Origin of the sequence: Kluyvera sichuanensis (assembly GCF_014218705.1) — a bacterium.
GTDB classification, from domain to species: Bacteria; Pseudomonadota; Gammaproteobacteria; order Enterobacterales; family Enterobacteriaceae; genus Kluyvera; species Kluyvera sichuanensis.
Map to the genome: position 1 here is coordinate 253,102 of NZ_JABBJF010000005.1, position 14,773 is coordinate 267,874.

Consider the following 14,773-nt stretch of genomic DNA (forward strand, 5'->3'; position numbering starts at 1 on the left):
TCTCCCCCATGGGGAGAGGGTTAGGGTGAGGGGGTCAGCGTCAATCACTCCGCCGTCGGATAATCCAGATACCCCGCCTTCCCACCACCGAAGAACTGCTCCTTCACCGGCGCATTCAGCGGTAAATCATGCTCCAGACGATGCGGCAGATCCGGGTTAGCAATAAACGGACGGCCAAAACCAATCAGATCCGCCCAGCCTTTTGCCAGCGCCTCTTCGGCACGCGCTTTGGTGTATTTACCGGAGTAAATCAGCGTACCATGGAAGATAATCCGCAGCGCTTCTTTAAACGCGGCGGGCATCACCGGCGCATCGTCCCAGTCGGCTTCGGCGATATGAATATAGGCAATGCCCATCTCACTCAGCACGCTGGCTGCTGCCAGATAAGTTGCTTCCGGCGTATCATCGCGCGAGCCCATCAGCGTGGTCAGCGGCGCGAGACGAATCCCCACGCGCTCTTTGCCAATCGCTTCAGAGACTGCAGCCACCACCTCTTTCATAAAGCGCAGACGGTTTTGCAGCGAGCCGCCGTATTCGTCGTCGCGCAGGTTGGCCTGCGAATCAATAAACTGATTAATCAGATAGCCGTTCGCCCCGTGCAGCTCAATGCCGTCAAAACCAGCGGCAATGGCGTTACGCGCCGCCTGAGCATAGTCGTTGACGATAGCCGGGATCTCATCGGTACGCAGTGCGCGCGGCATATCATGCTGCACCATCGCGCCGACGCCGCTTTCCGGGCCACGGCCTTCCACATCGACAAACACCTTCACGCCTTCGGCCTGAATCGCGGAAGAGGAGACCGGCTGCGCGCCGTTCGGCTGCAGGACGTTGTGGGAAACGCGGCCGACGTGCCACAGCTGGGCGAAGATTTTGCCGCCCGCCTGATGCACGGCGGTGGTCACTTTTTTCCAGCCTGCAATCTGTGCTTCAGAGTACATACCTGGCGTCCAGGCATAGCCCTGGCCCTGCTGGCTGATTTGGGTGCCTTCGCTGATGATAAGCCCGGCGCTGGCGCGCTGCGCGTAGTAGTCGGCCATCATATCGGTCGCCACGTCACCGGCACCAGCGCGGGAGCGGGTCATCGGCGGCATCACGATACGGTTAGCCAGCGGCAGGTCGTTCAGAGAATATTGATTGAATAACATGCTGTTTTCCTCCGCTTATTTGTACAGTTCGGCGCTCATGGTCACGGTGTTGCCCATGCGTGCGCTGGTGATTTTATAGTCGGAGGCGTTCATCTCTTTGGCCTTCTGCGCAATGGCCGCTTCAGCGGAGTCCAGCGTAGAGGCGGTCGCGGTGACGCTTTGCGCAGAGGCGCTAAAGGCAGCAACGCAGAGAAGGGAAGCAGCAAAAATCGTGGTAAGGGTTTTCATGGTCGTATCCTGTTCGGTAAGGGACGTTACGCTCGGTAACGTGATGCGAAGAAGGATACGACCGTGGACTGATTACATAAATGGTATAAATCGCAATAGACTATTATCAATATCGCAATAGTTGAAAGGCTACAGACCCGCCCACCACAGGCGCATTTTCATGCCCCAGTAGCTCGTCCAGCCTGTCGTGACGCTGACCGGCTGACCTTTGTCGATAACCACCAGCGTCGGCGTCACCTCGACCTGCCAGCGCTGGGCCAGCTCACCGCGCGCGTCGTTCACCACTGGCATGGTCAGCTGTTTTTTCTGCATCCACGTCGCCAGCCGCGCATCGTCGCCGGAACGCAGGGCAATGCTCACCACGTTGCCGCCCTGCTCCTTCAGTTTCTCAACCGACGGCGAGGTAAAGCGGCAGATGCTGCACCAGGTCGCCCAGACGTAAACCAGCAGCGGTCGGTTCTCGCTCATCGCGGCGAAATCCAGCTGCTGGCCGTCTATTGTCTGCATAGTCGTGCCGGAGAAGGTATCGGGCAACGTCGGGCTGCGGAAGCGGTCAACGCCCCACATCAGCACCGCGGCCAACAGTAACAGCACTATCATTTCGCGCAGCCAGCGGTATACGCGGCGACGCTGGAAAAATTTGCTCATCATGACCTCGTCATAGTACGAGGCGTATCTTAGCGAGCCCGCCAGTTTAGTGCTGTAAAGAAGTGTCTTGCGAAAACGCGAGCATTGGCAGCACCGAGAAGATTAACTGATATCCGCAACCGATGAGCGAGCCACCAGGCGCCCGGTAAACGCACGCCCTTCCGGCACAAACACAGAATGCCCATCAATTAACGCGCGAATACGCTGAACGCAGTGTTCCAGCAGCTGTTCAACCGGATAGGCGATACAGGTCAGAGGAGGATAAACCAGCGAGGCCAGCGGAGAGTCTTCAAGGCTCACCAGCGACACTTCCTGTGGGATCGCAATATTGAATTCACGTAATAAACGCATCGCTTCGGCGGCGTAACAGTCACGTTTGGCGATAATCGCCGTGTATTTAGTGAAACTATTGATAAGCGTCAGCAGCGCCTGTTCAATATTGTTGTCAGCCATCACCAGCAGTTGACGATTGAACGGCAGAGAGTAGTTTTGCAGCACGCTACGATAGCCGTCGAGCATCTGCTTGCTGGCAACGTCGCTTTCATTATCCATCAGCAGCGCAATATTACGATGCCCCTTGCCCAGCACATAGCGGCAGGCGCTTTCGGTGGCAAACGCGTAGTTGTAACCCTGGCTGGCGCTGCCTTGCGCGGAAAACGCATCGAAGGCGATCACATTGCTGGCAACATCACCGCTGTTGCGGCTCAGGGTGACGACTGCAACGCATTGATGCTGCAGGTTTTCCACCGCTGCCTGCTGTTCAGCCGCGTCGTTTACATACTGAATGATCAGCGATTTGTTCAGCGATTTCACGGCCTGCGACAGCTGCGGCAGCAGCGCGGCGCTAAACCCGGCTTCGTTCGCGGGCAGCACCATACCGACGTAGCTCGAGGTATTGCTCGCCAGGTTCTGCGCGGCAAAGCTTGGGCGGTAGTTAAGCTCTTCCACCGCGCGTAATACGGCCTCGCGGCTCTCTTCACGAACGCCACGCGTCCCCGTCAGCACGCGCGAAACGGTGGCACGGGAAACGTTGGCTAACTTTGAAACATCATCAATAGTAGGCATGGTGTCGTCTGTATTACGGTTTTCTCCCTATACTAACATAAATGCGTTCAGGTATTCGCCAACTCCCCGGCGCGAAACGGCCGGGGAGACAGAGGCTTAATGACGCGTGCGATAGAGCTCAATCAGCTCGCCCACCAGTTCTTTGGCCAGAATCGACGTCATCAGATGGTCCTGCGCGTGCACCATCACCAGCGTCATTTTGGTTTTGCCCTCGCCTTCATCGGCCTCAATCAGTTGAGTCTGTACCCGATGCGCTTCGCGGGCAAAATGCTGCGCCTGCCCCATTTTTTCATCTGCATCGGCGAAATCACCGGCTTTAGCGCTGTTCAGCGCTTCGTAGCACAGGCTGCGCGACTGGCCAGCATTAATAATAATGCCCATTACTTGCTCTTCTAAATCCATAACGTCCTCTCAATCAACAAAATCAGGCGGCCTCAGACTGCCCAACGCGACCTTCCGTTTCCGCATCACCGCTTTCTTGCGACAGCAGCTGTTTCTCGTAAGCCTTCAGGAACGGGTAGTACATGACGGCAGCCGTTACCATACAAATCAGGCACATAATGATAGGGCTGAACGACCAGTTCGCCGCCCAGGATGCACCGATAGGGGCCGGTGTGGTCCACGGCGTCATCGACACCACGCGGGAGACCAGACCAAAGTCGAGGGCAAAGTAGGCCAGCGTCGCGTTCACCATCGGCACCAGAACAAACGGAATAAAGAACAGCGGGTTCATGATGATTGGCGCGCCGAACAGAATCGGCTCATTGATGTTAAACAGGCCCGGCACAACGCCCATGCGGCCAATCGTACGCAGGTGAACCGCTTTGCTACGCATCAACAAAATGGCCAGCGGCAGCGTGGAGCCCACGCCGCCAATCAGCAGGTAGTGGTCCCAGAATCCTTGCACGTAAATATGTGGAATGGCGGTACCGGCGGCCATGGCAGCCTGGTTAACCGACAGGTTTGCCATCCAGAATGGGTTCATAATGCCGGTAACAATCAGCGCGCCGTGAATCCCGGCGAACCACAAAATCTGACATACCAACACCGACAACAGAATCGCTGGCAGCGTATCGGAGGCGGCAACCAGTGGTTTCACCAGCGACATAATGGCTTCCGGGATAATCATTCCCAGCTGTGCTTCGATAAACAGGTTCAACGGATGCAGCGTCAGCGCCACCGCCAGCACGGGGATCAGAATCTCAAAGGAACGCGCTACGCCGGTCGGCACTTCTGGTGGCAGGCGAATGGTGATGTTGTGACGACGCAGGAAAGCGTAAAGCTCGGTGGTGTATATCGCGACCAGCAGCGCCGTGAAGATACCCTGCCCGGAGAAGTAAGCCACGGAGATCTGTCCGTCTTTCAGCGGCGCGGCAACCAGCAAAAAGCCCATCAGCGACAGCATCCCGGACGTCAGCGGGTCCAGGTCGTGATGGCGCGCAAGACTGGCAGCCACCCCAACGGAGATAAAGAGCGTCATGATGCCCATGCTGAAATTGAACGGCAGCATCAGGCTCTCACGGTGGTCCAGCGAAAATTGCAGCCAGGCGCGAGCAAAACCCCAACTGGTATCCGGTGAAAACGGCGGGAAGATAAACACCAGCATAAACGAGCCGACAATCATAAACGGCAGCGCGAGGATAAAACCGTCACGAATGGAGGTCACGTATTTTTGCTGGCCAACCGCCCCGGCCATTGGCGTGATTTTTTGTTCTATCACATTGATTAATTTAGCGTACAGAGAGCTCATCTTTTATCCCTTAGTTATTGTTATCAATTAATGACAGGGCAAAATCTAAAACCGCACCGCCTTTCTGCATGCCGTAATCCATCATGTTGATCGGCTCCACCTTGATGCCGTAGGCGTTGGCTTTTTGCTGCAAATCTTTCTGCATGTACTTCACCTGCGGCCCCAGAAGCACCACCTGATACTGGCCCACCTGCTGCTCAAATTCGGCAACACCAAAGGCGTTGATATCCACTTCCAGGCCGCGCTTTTCCGCCTCTGCCACCATTTTTTTAACCAGCAAACTGGTGGACATCCCCGCGGAACAACAAAGCATAATTTTCTTCATGGAAAACTCCTGACTGAGTAGTAACGATGAGCGGACTATAATCACGAGGAAACAAAACGGAAAGCGCTTTCCGTACATGAATCCGTTAAATGTGAGCGCGATCACCGGTTGCAGGCTTTCACTTTATTGGGATGTAGGCGATGATCCTCGCACCTCCGTTCGATATAAGGTTCGCCATGAACATTCAGTTTATGAATGTTGCTGTGACGCTGATTGAGCAGCGCGTTACGCCTTTCGCCAATCTTCTGACCCGTAGCCAGCACATCACCGCCATGCGCGACAGCTTTGCGCTGGCCATGCCGTTCGTCATTGTTGGCAGCCTGATGGTGCCGCTGATCTTTCCGCCGTTTGCGATCAGCGGCGCGTGGTACCTGGCTATTCGGCCCATGCTGTTACCTACTTTTGAGCTAACGATTGGCCTGATTGCGCTGATCATCGCTTTCGGTGCCAGCGCCAGCTTAGGCAAGCAGTACCAACTACCCGAACGGCTTTCCGGGCTGACGGGATGCCTGGCATTTCTGGTGTTCATCGGCTTTAAGGAAAGTGCGGGTAGCAATCTCTTTCTGGGGGGAATGGGAATATTTAGCGCTTTGATTTCAAGCTTTTACTCTGTTGAAGTGATCCGGCTCTTCTACCGGAAAGGCTGGTGTATTCGCTTGCCGGACGAGGTGCCGATCATGACCCGTAACGGCTTTCAGCTGCTGACGCCGCTGCTGGTGATCATGCTTTCTATTACGGCGATGAACGCTGGGCTGAAGCTCAACACCGGGATGATTTTGCCAGAGCTTATCAGTGAAGCGCTGCGACCGCTGATCATCGCCTCTGATACGCTAACTGCGTTACTTATCTCCTTACTTATCTGTAACTTACTTTGGTTTGTTGGTATTCACGGCGCGCTGATCATCACCGGCATCATGAACCCGTTCTGGATGACCTATCTGTTTGAAAACCAACAGGCGCTGGTGAACGGTATCACGCCGTTGCCGCATATTTATCTGCAGGGGTTCTGGGATTTCTATCTGCTGATTGGGGGTATCGGTTCCACGCTGCCGCTGGTCTTCATGGCGCTTCGCAGCCGCTCTCGCCAGCTAAAAAGCGTGGGCAAAATTGGCCTTATCCCTTCCCTCTTTAATATCAATGAACCGATACTTTTTGGTTTCCCGATAATACTTAACCCACTATTTTTAATCCCTTTTATTGGCGTACCGATGATTAACGCCTGCATTGCCTGGTATCTGACGCACCTCGGCGTACTCGACCGCGCCGTGGCAATGCTGCCGTGGTCTATGCCTGCGCCACTGGGTGCCGCATGGTCGGCAAATGGCAGTTGGAAAAATATGTTCATGTGCCTGTTCGCCTTCTTCAACGCCTGGATGATCTACCGCCCTTTCTTCAAGGTCTACGAGCGGCAACTCACGGATTCTGAAATCCGCTAATCGATCGCCTTCACAGTTTATTTTTCGCCAGCGCCGTTCAGACGCTGGCTTTTTTATTCTCTCAAAACAAAAAGCCGATCCACATCACGCTTTTATACGAACAATCTTCGGATCTGTGATTTGATCCGGCAATTATGGAGAGCGCTTTCCGTATATGGATGTACATTTCCATTTTTGATCCGTAAATTTCCCATCGCATTAACAAAAGCGCTATTGCGTACAAAAAATAAAAGGGAAAAGCGAAAGATGAAACAACTTAACCGATTGATACCTCTGGCACTATTAGTCAGCGCCGCCACCAGCGGCCTGGCCTACGCAGAAAAATATGACTTCCAGCTGCACGGCTACATGCGTTCTGGGATCCTGGCGAACTCTGACGGTAACCGCGCGGACTCCGTGGGGCTGATGCCGGATGGCAAATGGCGTCTGGGCAACGAAGAAGACACCAAAATAGAGCTGATTCCAACGGTAACGCTGAAGTCCGACTCCGGTGCGGTGGCAAAAATTCAGGCCAACATCACCCATCAGAGCAAATGCACTTCAGACTGGAACTGTCAGGACGATGACGGCCACGACGTGCAGTTCCGCGAAGGATATGCCGAACTCAGCAACCTCGACTTCGCACCGGACATCACCTTCTGGGGCGGTAAGCGTTACAGCAGCTCCAACACCTCCAGCCACCAGTTTGACTGGGAGTACATTCAGTACAACGGCACCGGCGGTGGTTTCGACAATATGGATCTGGGCTTCGCCCGCTTCGACGCCGGGGTATACGCCTTCTCGCCAACGGATGAAACCAAAGCCTATCCGGTCGACAAAGGCGATCAGGGCTACCCGGACGACTACTCGCTCAACCTATGGTTTAAAAAGATTGCCGGTACCGGGCTGGATCTGGAGCTGATCGGCCACCGAATGAACCGCAACGAAAATCACCCAACTTCCGCTGAGAAAGGATATGGCGTGACCGGTGTCTATAACTTTGATGGGTTCTGGGGCCTGACCGGCGGCTATTCCAAAGTGGTGATGCAGTACGGACGCGGCCTGGCGGCGGGTGATTCGCTGGGCAAAAACGGCTGGGGTTGGGCTAACCTCGAAGATACGCAATCCTGGCGTATTGTGCTCGACAGCCTGGCCTCAATGGGTGATGTAGAAGTCTCAACCTTCGCCTACCTGCAGAAAGACAAAAATTACCGTTGGTGGAGCAACGACGACAGCGGCTGGGGACGCACCAGTTGGGTGGCCGGCATCCGCCCTTATCACCAGATCACCAAAAACTTCGCCATGCAGTATGAACTGGGTTACGAGTACCTCGACGATGACAACTACAAGGGCGTCAACGGCAAAGGGAAAGGTGGGCTGACCAAAGTCACCATCGCGCCAACGCTGACCTTCGATTCCGGCTTCTGGAGTCGTCCACAGCTGCGCTTCTTTGTGACCTACGCCAAGTGGGATAAAGGCGTCTCGGATGCGCTCGACGGCAACTACAACTGGAGCACCAACACCATCGATGCCGGTGGCTACAGCCGCAGCGGTAGCACCGATACCGTTAACTTTGGCGTGCAGGCGGAAGTCTGGTTCTAAGGAGAGACGCAATGAAACAGCCCGTAAAAAAATCCTTACTGATAGCCGTGCTGGCCGCTTTGACCAGCGCTGGCGCGATGGCGGCGGCACCGTCGCACTTTGACCACTTCATCACTCGCCAGGGCGCGCAGTTGATGGACGGCAAAGAGGAATTCCGCTTCGCAGGGATCCACGCGCCGGAATTGCACCGGATCGAAAACGACGCTCGTGGTGTCTGTAAAGCCGACCCGCGCGGCTGGGGTCAGTACTTTAAGTGGCCAACGCCGGAAGAACAGGAAAACTGGATTAAAGCCATCGTGCAGACGGGGGCAAAAGCCCAGCGCGTCTACGTGCTCTCGGTCCAGCAGGAGAACGATGAAGCCTGCGAGCGCGAAACGCATATTCTGGCACCCGCCACCGCTGACGGTATGCCACGTCTGAATGAAAAAGCGATGGTGGTGTACGACAACATGATTGCCGAAGCCGATAAACAAGGCCTACGCTTGATTCTGCCATTTATCGATCACTGGTGGTGGTGGGGTGGACGCGAGCAGCTGGCGGCCTTCTACCATGAAAAACCGGAAGATTTTTACCGGACCGACAGTAAAACCTATCAGGCGTATCTCGACGTTATTCGTCAGGTAATCACCCGGACTAACACCATAACCGGGCGCGCTTACGCGGACGAAAAGGCGATTATGGCCTGGGAGACCGGTAACGAGCTGGAAGATACCAACGCGGAATTCCTGAAACAGACGGCGGCCTGGATTAAAAAACTCGCGCCGCATCAGCTGGTTGTTGATGGAACCTATAAGAAAATCAACGCCTTCTCCGTGAACGATCCGAACGTTGATATCGTCAGCAACCACTACTACACCAACGCGGGAAACAACCATCCGGATCAGGTGAAGAAGGACCTGGAAGCCATCGGCGGGAAGAAAGTGTATCTGGTGGGCGAATTTGGCCTGCTCGATAGCAACGACCTGAACAGCATCATGCAGTCGATTGTCCATACCGAGGTTAACGGCGCGAAGGCTGCGGGCGGGTTTATCTGGGGCTTTCGTGGTCATCGCCACGACGGCGGTTTCTACTGGCATAAAGAGTATACCGGCCACTATAGCTACCATCTTCCGGGCTTCCCGGAAGGCGATGCTAACCAGGAAACCAAGGTCGTCGACCTGGTGCGCACCGCCGCCGCACAAATGGCAGGGCAGGAAAAAATGGCACCGCTGCCCAAACCCGAAGCACCAAAACTACGCGAGACCAATTCTCCCTTCGCCATTAACTGGATGGGTGCCGCCGTTGGTCGAAGCTACGATGTAGAGCGCGCGGAGTCGAAAGAGGGTCCATGGCAGGTCGTGGGTAAAAATATTTCCGACGGTGTGCAGGAGTGGGATCCACAATCCATGGCTCTCTTCCGCGATGATTATGCGTCGCTCACGCTGGGCAAAACCTATTATTACCGGGTGATCGCGAAAAATGAATCCGGGCAGTCTGCGCCGTCCAACATTATCAGCGTCACCCATAGCCAGAAAAATCAGGCCCCGGTCATCACGCTTGAGGAGACAGCAAGTACCGCGCAAAACAGCGGCCTGAGCCTCAACGCCACGTGGCAGGACGACAATCTGCCGTCACGTCAGGTGAGCGAAAAGTGGACCAGCACCGGCAACAAGCAGGCCCATTTCTGTGATGCTGACAAGGCTTCCACTCGCGCCTGGTTCCCCACGCCGGGAACCTATCAGCTAACGTTTACCGCCAACGACGGCCTGCTGAAAAGCAGCAAAACGATGGCGGTAAACGTAACCAAAGCGACGGGTAAAGCGCCCGACGATTTCTGCCGCTTTGAAAGTCCGCTACTGGACTTGAAGCAAAGCCGGAAAACGGTGATCAAGAGCGCGGAAAACGAACTGGCAACCGGCGAAGATGGCTTCCTCGGGCCGTTTGCCAATGATGGCGATAAAGTGAGCTGGCAGGTTGCCGCTCCGTGGGACGGCAACTATCTGCTGCATCTCGATTTCAACGCCAAATGGGGCGGTAAGAAGAACTCGGTGCAGGTGAATCGCGATAAGCCGATTCAAATTGAGTTTCCGCAAACCGATGAGCAGGGCCAGCGAATGACCATTCCAGTGCATCTCAAGCAGGGTGAGAACACCATCAGCCTGGGGAAATACGCGGGGGACTGGGGCTATATCTTTATCAAGTCCATTCAGGTGAATGCTGAGTAGTCAGCAGAGTCGTAATTTGCTGCGCCGCTAACGGCGCAGATTTTTTGTCTATTTTTCAGGAGATTAAATGACCACTTACGCGTTTCCGAACCACTTCTTCTGGGGCGCTGCTGCCTCTGGCCCACAAACTGAAGGCGCCGAGGGCAAGCCCCATCGCTCCATCTGGGACAGCTGGCACGCCGCGCAGCCGGAACGCTTTTTCCAGGGAATAGGGCCCGAGACGGTCTGTAACACGCTGCATCGCTACAAAGAGGACGTGGCGCTGATGAAGCACATCGGCTTCAACTCATTCCGCACCTCAATTCAGTGGTCACGACTGATCGACGATCTGGAAACCGGTGAACCGAACGCCGACGCCGTCCGTTTCTACAACGACTACTTCGACGAAATGATCGCCAACGGCATCGAACCGATGGTCAACCTCTACCATTTTGATATGCCGGAAGCACTGCAAAACCGCTACGGCGGCTTCGAGTCAAAGCACGTCACCGACCTGTTCGCCCGCTTTGCCGCCACCGCATTCCGCCTGTTTGGCCATAAAATCAAATACTGGATTACCTTCAACGAACCGATTGTGCCGGTTGAAGGCGGCTACCTGTACGACTTCCACTACCCGTGTAAAAAAGACGGCAAACTGGCCGCGCAGGTGGCGTTTAATATCATGCTGGCCCACGCCAAAGCGGTGGAGTGCTACCGCCAACAGCAACTGCCGGGCGAGATTGGCGTGGTGTTAAACCTGACGCCGTCCTATACCCGCAACGACTCGCCGGAAGATAAAAAAGCAGCGTGGTATGCCGACCTGTTATTTAACCGCAGCTTCCTCGACCCGCTGGTGAAGCACCAGTTCCCGAAAGAGCTGTGCGAGCTGCTGGCGCTGCATAACTGCCTGCCGGAAACCACCAAGCAGGAAGTGTCGCTGATAACCAACTCGCGGATCAATTTCCTGGGCGTGAACTACTACGTGCCACGTCGCGTGCAGGCGCGTGAGACCCCGTACACCCTCGATTATTTCTCACCAGAGTACTACTTCGAAAACTACGTCGACCCGAACGGTCGCTTTAACCCGTACCGCGATAACAACGAAATTCATCCGCAGGCTATCTACGATATTGCCGCCAATATTCGCGACAATTACGGCAATATTAAGTGGTATCTCGCCGAAATTGGCATCGCCATGGATTTGCAATCCGAAGGCCCGGTGCAGGCAGATGGGGTGATTGAAGATGGTTTCCGCATTGGCCTGATGGAAGAACATCTGGTGCAGCTACACCGCGCCATCGCCGACGGTGCGAACTGCTTCGGCGTGCATCAGTGGACGTTTATCGACAACTGGTCGTGGCTCAACTCGTTCAAGCGCCGCTACGGTTTTTATCGTCTCGATCTCGAAACCGGCGAGCGGCAGATTAAGCGCAACGGACTGTGGTTTAAGGCGTTAGCGGAGAGTAACCAGTTTAGCGTAGAGTAACCTTCCCCCGGCGTCGCGTTGCTCGGCTGGGCTACGCGACGTCGGGCCTACGCCGGGCCAATCCCCTGTTGGATCACCGCCAATACGTTATTGGTGATGATCTCCGGCGTCAGCATCGCCAGCCGCTCGTCGTTACGCATGCGGGAAAACGGCACCAGTACCAGGCTTAACAGCGTGGTAAACAGCAGCTCGGCGCTCAGGTGCGGGTTGATTTTGCCCTCGGCCTGCCAGCGTTTCACCATTGCCAGCGTGGCGTGATATTTATCGTCGCCAAAGCGGGCGTGCAGATGCTGACGCAGCACCGGCATTTCGCCAATCACCTCCTGCATCCACAACGGCGCAAACCATTCATGCTCGGCGGCAATCGTCGACAGAGTTTTCACCATCGCCGTCAACGCGTTTACCGGCTCATCAGGATAGTCACCAAACACGCCGCTTATCTGCGCGCGCAGCGGCAGAAAACGCTCTTCAATCATCACATCAAGCAGCTGCTCGCGCGAGTTGAAGTAGTAGTGCAGCATCGCTGGCGTCACCCCCGCTTCACGGGCGATGGCGTTCAACGACGTGCGCGCAATCCCCTGCTGGGAGAAGAGCCGCAGGGCGATGTCGATCAGCTGTTCACGCTTAGCCGCATCGGGCTTACTGCCGCGCGGGCGACCAGGCTTACGCGGTTTGAGATGGTCTTTTTGTGCTGGCATAGAAACGGGATCTCTTGACCTCTGAATGATCTTCAATAAATATTAATTATGCATTTAATTAATTTCAAGTGAGAACATGATGGCATCCGAAACGACGACGAACGCCCAGCCGCCCCAACAGGCGGGTGTCACTTCAGTCCGTCTGCTGTTCAGCGCACTCCTGCTGGTGATGTTGCTCTCCGCGCTCGACCAGACAATAGTCTCCACCGCGCTGCTGACCATTGTCGGCGAGCTGGGCGGCCTCGACAAGCTTTCCTGGGTGGTGACGGCCTATATCCTCACCTCCACCATCGTGGTGCCGCTTTACGGTAAGTTCGGCGATCTGTTTGGCCGCAAGCGGGTGCTGCAAATCTCGATTCTGCTGTTCCTCGCCGGGTCGGCGCTGTGCGGGCTGGCGCAAAACATGACGCAGTTGGTGCTGATGCGCGCCCTTCAAGGGCTCGGCGGCGGCGGTTTGATGGTCATCAGTATGGCGGCAGTAGCCGACGTGATCCCGCCTGCTGAACGCGGGCGCTATCAGGGGCTGTTCGGCGGCGTGTTTGGCCTGGCGACGGTGATCGGCCCGCTGATCGGTGGTTTTATCGTGCAGCACGCTTCCTGGCGCTGGATTTTCTATATCAACCTGCCGCTGGGGCTGTTCGCGCTGTTTGTAATTGGCGCGGTATTCCACTCCAGCAACAAACGCAGCCAGCACCAGATTGACTGGCTGGGGGCGATTTACCTGACCATGGCGCTGGTGTGCATCATCCTGTTCACCACCGAAGGCGGCACGGTGCGCGAGTGGAGCGACCCGCAGCTGTGGTGCATTCTGGCCTTTGGCCTGATTGGTATCGCCGGGTTTATCTACGAAGAGCGGCTGGCGTTTGAGCCGATTATTCCGCTCTCGCTGTTCCGCAACCGCAGCTTCCTGTTGTGCAGCCTGATTGGTTTTATCATCGGCATGTCGCTGTTCGGCTCGGTGACCTTCCTGCCGCTGTATCTACAGGTGGTGAAAAACGCCACGCCGACGGAAGCCGGGCTGCAGTTGATTCCGCTGATGGGCGGGCTGTTGCTGACCTCGATTATCAGCGGGCGCGCCATTAGCCGTACCGGGAAATACCGGATTTACCCCATCGTCGGGACGCTGATGGGCTTTGTCGGGATGGTGCTGCTGACGCGCATTACCATTACCTCGCCAACCTGGCAGCTGTATCTGTTTACCGGGGTACTGGGGATGGGGCTAGGGATGGTGATGCAGGTTGTAGCGCGGCACATAAATCGCGAAACTTTGACAGCTAAAATTGGATCGCATAAAGCGTTCTAAGTTTAAGTGACATTGGTGCAAGATTTGATATGAAATGATGCCGAACGTTGGAAACGTATCATAGCCGCCAGATTGGCGGCTTAGTGCGGTAGTTCACAAAACTGAAGCAGAATTAGCGCAGATAGGAAATTTTTTATAAAGTGTCGAAACTCCCACTCCATATTGTTCAGATACCTCTTTATGCGTTCTTCCAGCCTTCAGCGCTGACTCACATCTATTCCAGTCATCGTCTGTAAACTTAGGTCGCCGCCCACCGCAGCGCCCCTTGGCGCGGGCCACAGCCAAACCAGCCAGCGTCCGCTCACTATTAAGGTCAGACTCATACTGTGCTGCTGAGAGGATATTACGGAAGTTATAACGGCCACTAGCTGTACTGAGGTCAACACCATCAGTAATGGACCGTATGTTTACATTGCGCTCTGCCAGGTTCTGAAAGGTCAGTAAAGCGTGCAGAACGTTACGGCCGATACGATCCAGTTTCCATATAACCAGTTCATCTCCTGGCTCCAGCATATCAACCACCTTTTTCAATATTGGACGGTTTGTCTTACGACCTGAAGCCTTCTCTTCGAATATTAATTTGCATCCAGCAGCTCTGAGCGCCTGCATCTGAAGCTCGGTGTCCTGATGGTTACTTGATACTCGCGCATACCCAATAATCATAAGTCTGATCTCCATTCGTTTGAATGCGTTCAGGCTAACAAAAAAGCACTGAAGGTTGGGGTTCAGGAACCGCAGGATTGAATGTGATACGAGGCTCTTTACCTGGTTGACGATTCACCGTTTTAGCGAAACTTCTCGGTTGACGTTTTTGTTATTTCCCGAAAATGTTGGTTTAGGAAGTTTGCCAACATTCGGAACGGCAGCATCAAAAGATGTTGGTACCGGAGCTGGTCAAATCCCAGATATGAGCTACTTCGCTGCT

General features: G+C 55.0%; 13 protein-coding genes and 2 pseudogenes. 6 read left to right on the plus strand and 9 right to left on the minus strand.

Translation table 11 applies throughout. The features are described 5' to 3' along the window. Positions 1–44: 44 nt before the first annotated feature. The 7 genes from HII27_RS08685 to HII27_RS08715 all read right to left on the minus strand — a co-directional run bounded on the left by HII27_RS08685 (position 45) and on the right by HII27_RS08715 (position 5,161). The gene (locus HII27_RS08685) at positions 45–1,145 is read right to left on the minus strand and encodes an alkene reductase (protein ID WP_185667521.1); all 1,101 of its coding nucleotides are present in this window, start codon (positions 1,143–1,145) and stop codon (positions 45–47) included. A 15-nt stretch (positions 1,146–1,160) separates the two neighbouring features. Then, a complete protein-coding gene (locus HII27_RS08690; protein WP_185667522.1) occupies positions 1,161–1,373 on the minus strand; it encodes a YdgH/BhsA/McbA family protein in 213 nt (70 codons plus the stop codon). A 129-nt stretch (positions 1,374–1,502) separates the two neighbouring features. Continuing rightward, the gene (locus HII27_RS08695; RefSeq protein ID WP_185667523.1) at positions 1,503–2,024 is read right to left on the minus strand and encodes a protein disulfide oxidoreductase; all 522 of its coding nucleotides are present in this window, start codon (positions 2,022–2,024) and stop codon (positions 1,503–1,505) included. A 99-nt stretch (positions 2,025–2,123) separates the two neighbouring features. Then, a complete protein-coding gene (locus tag HII27_RS08700; protein ID WP_185667524.1) occupies positions 2,124–3,086 on the minus strand; it encodes a LacI family DNA-binding transcriptional regulator in 963 nt (320 codons plus the stop codon). A gap of 96 nt (positions 3,087–3,182) precedes the next feature. After that, positions 3,183–3,488 (minus strand): PTS lactose/cellobiose transporter subunit IIA, encoded by a 306-nt coding sequence (locus tag HII27_RS08705; protein WP_185667525.1) that lies wholly within the window; start codon positions 3,486–3,488, stop codon positions 3,183–3,185. Positions 3,489–3,510: 22 nt separating this feature from the next. Further along, positions 3,511–4,836, minus strand: a complete 1,326-nt coding sequence (locus HII27_RS08710) for a PTS sugar transporter subunit IIC (protein ID WP_185667526.1) — start codon at positions 4,834–4,836, stop codon at positions 3,511–3,513. A gap of 10 nt (positions 4,837–4,846) precedes the next feature. Beyond that, positions 4,847–5,161, minus strand: a complete 315-nt coding sequence (locus HII27_RS08715; RefSeq protein ID WP_185667527.1) for a PTS sugar transporter subunit IIB — start codon at positions 5,159–5,161, stop codon at positions 4,847–4,849. 176 nt (positions 5,162–5,337) lie between these two features. Here HII27_RS08715 and HII27_RS08720 point away from each other — a divergent pair, with 176 nt between their 5' ends. The 4 genes from HII27_RS08720 to HII27_RS08735 all read left to right on the plus strand — a co-directional run bounded on the left by HII27_RS08720 (position 5,338) and on the right by HII27_RS08735 (position 11,847). Next, positions 5,338–6,597 (plus strand): PTS sugar transporter subunit IIC, encoded by a 1,260-nt coding sequence (locus tag HII27_RS08720; protein ID WP_185667528.1) that lies wholly within the window; start codon positions 5,338–5,340, stop codon positions 6,595–6,597. 246 nt (positions 6,598–6,843) lie between these two features. After that, complete coding sequence (locus HII27_RS08725; RefSeq protein ID WP_185667529.1) at positions 6,844–8,178, plus strand: maltoporin; 1,335 nt, start codon at positions 6,844–6,846, stop codon at positions 8,176–8,178. 11 nt (positions 8,179–8,189) lie between these two features. Further along, the gene (locus tag HII27_RS08730; RefSeq protein ID WP_185667530.1) at positions 8,190–10,382 is read left to right on the plus strand and encodes a CBM35 domain-containing protein; all 2,193 of its coding nucleotides are present in this window, start codon (positions 8,190–8,192) and stop codon (positions 10,380–10,382) included. 67 nt (positions 10,383–10,449) lie between these two features. After that, a complete protein-coding gene (locus HII27_RS08735) occupies positions 10,450–11,847 on the plus strand; it encodes a glycoside hydrolase family 1 protein (RefSeq protein WP_185667531.1) in 1,398 nt (465 codons plus the stop codon). Between the two features lie 47 nt (positions 11,848–11,894). Here HII27_RS08735 and HII27_RS08740 read toward each other — a convergent pair whose 3' ends face one another. After that, positions 11,895–12,545: a TetR/AcrR family transcriptional regulator gene (locus HII27_RS08740; RefSeq protein WP_185667532.1), complete on the minus strand. Its 651-nt coding sequence runs from the start codon at positions 12,543–12,545 to the stop codon at positions 11,895–11,897. 79 nt (positions 12,546–12,624) lie between these two features. Between HII27_RS08740 and HII27_RS08745 the strand changes: the two are divergent. Further along, positions 12,625–13,788: pseudogene (locus tag HII27_RS08745) on the plus strand (MDR family MFS transporter); the annotation flags it as partial. A gap of 153 nt (positions 13,789–13,941) precedes the next feature. Here HII27_RS08745 and HII27_RS08750 read toward each other — a convergent pair. Then, complete coding sequence (locus HII27_RS08750; protein WP_185667533.1) at positions 13,942–14,511, minus strand: recombinase family protein; 570 nt, start codon at positions 14,509–14,511, stop codon at positions 13,942–13,944. Positions 14,512–14,671: 160 nt separating this feature from the next. Here HII27_RS08750 and HII27_RS27520 point away from each other — a divergent pair. Then, positions 14,672–14,773 (plus strand): annotated as a pseudogene (locus HII27_RS27520) (hypothetical protein); the annotation flags it as partial.

Excerpts from the sequence above, each read along its gene's own strand:
- HII27_RS08725 (WP_185667529.1), top strand. The coding sequence starts at position 6,844 with ATGAAACAACTTAACCGATTGATACCTCTGGCACTATTAGTCAGCGCC.
- HII27_RS08705 (WP_185667525.1), bottom strand. The coding sequence starts at position 3,488 with ATGGATTTAGAAGAGCAAGTAATGGGCATTATTATTAATGCTGGCCAG.
- HII27_RS08720 (WP_185667528.1), top strand. The coding sequence starts at position 5,338 with ATGAACATTCAGTTTATGAATGTTGCTGTGACGCTGATTGAGCAGCGC.
- HII27_RS08700 (WP_185667524.1), bottom strand. The coding sequence starts at position 3,086 with ATGCCTACTATTGATGATGTTTCAAAGTTAGCCAACGTTTCCCGTGCC.
- HII27_RS08690 (WP_185667522.1), bottom strand. The coding sequence starts at position 1,373 with ATGAAAACCCTTACCACGATTTTTGCTGCTTCCCTTCTCTGCGTTGCT.
- HII27_RS08735 (WP_185667531.1), top strand. The coding sequence starts at position 10,450 with ATGACCACTTACGCGTTTCCGAACCACTTCTTCTGGGGCGCTGCTGCC.
- HII27_RS08710 (WP_185667526.1), bottom strand. The coding sequence starts at position 4,836 with ATGAGCTCTCTGTACGCTAAATTAATCAATGTGATAGAACAAAAAATC.
- HII27_RS08750 (WP_185667533.1), bottom strand. The coding sequence starts at position 14,511 with ATGATTATTGGGTATGCGCGAGTATCAAGTAACCATCAGGACACCGAG.
- HII27_RS08685 (WP_185667521.1), bottom strand. The coding sequence starts at position 1,145 with ATGTTATTCAATCAATATTCTCTGAACGACCTGCCGCTGGCTAACCGT.
- HII27_RS08715 (WP_185667527.1), bottom strand. The coding sequence starts at position 5,161 with ATGAAGAAAATTATGCTTTGTTGTTCCGCGGGGATGTCCACCAGTTTG.
- HII27_RS08695 (WP_185667523.1), bottom strand. The coding sequence starts at position 2,024 with ATGATGAGCAAATTTTTCCAGCGTCGCCGCGTATACCGCTGGCTGCGC.
- HII27_RS08730 (WP_185667530.1), top strand. The coding sequence starts at position 8,190 with ATGAAACAGCCCGTAAAAAAATCCTTACTGATAGCCGTGCTGGCCGCT.
- HII27_RS08740 (WP_185667532.1), bottom strand. The coding sequence starts at position 12,545 with ATGCCAGCACAAAAAGACCATCTCAAACCGCGTAAGCCTGGTCGCCCG.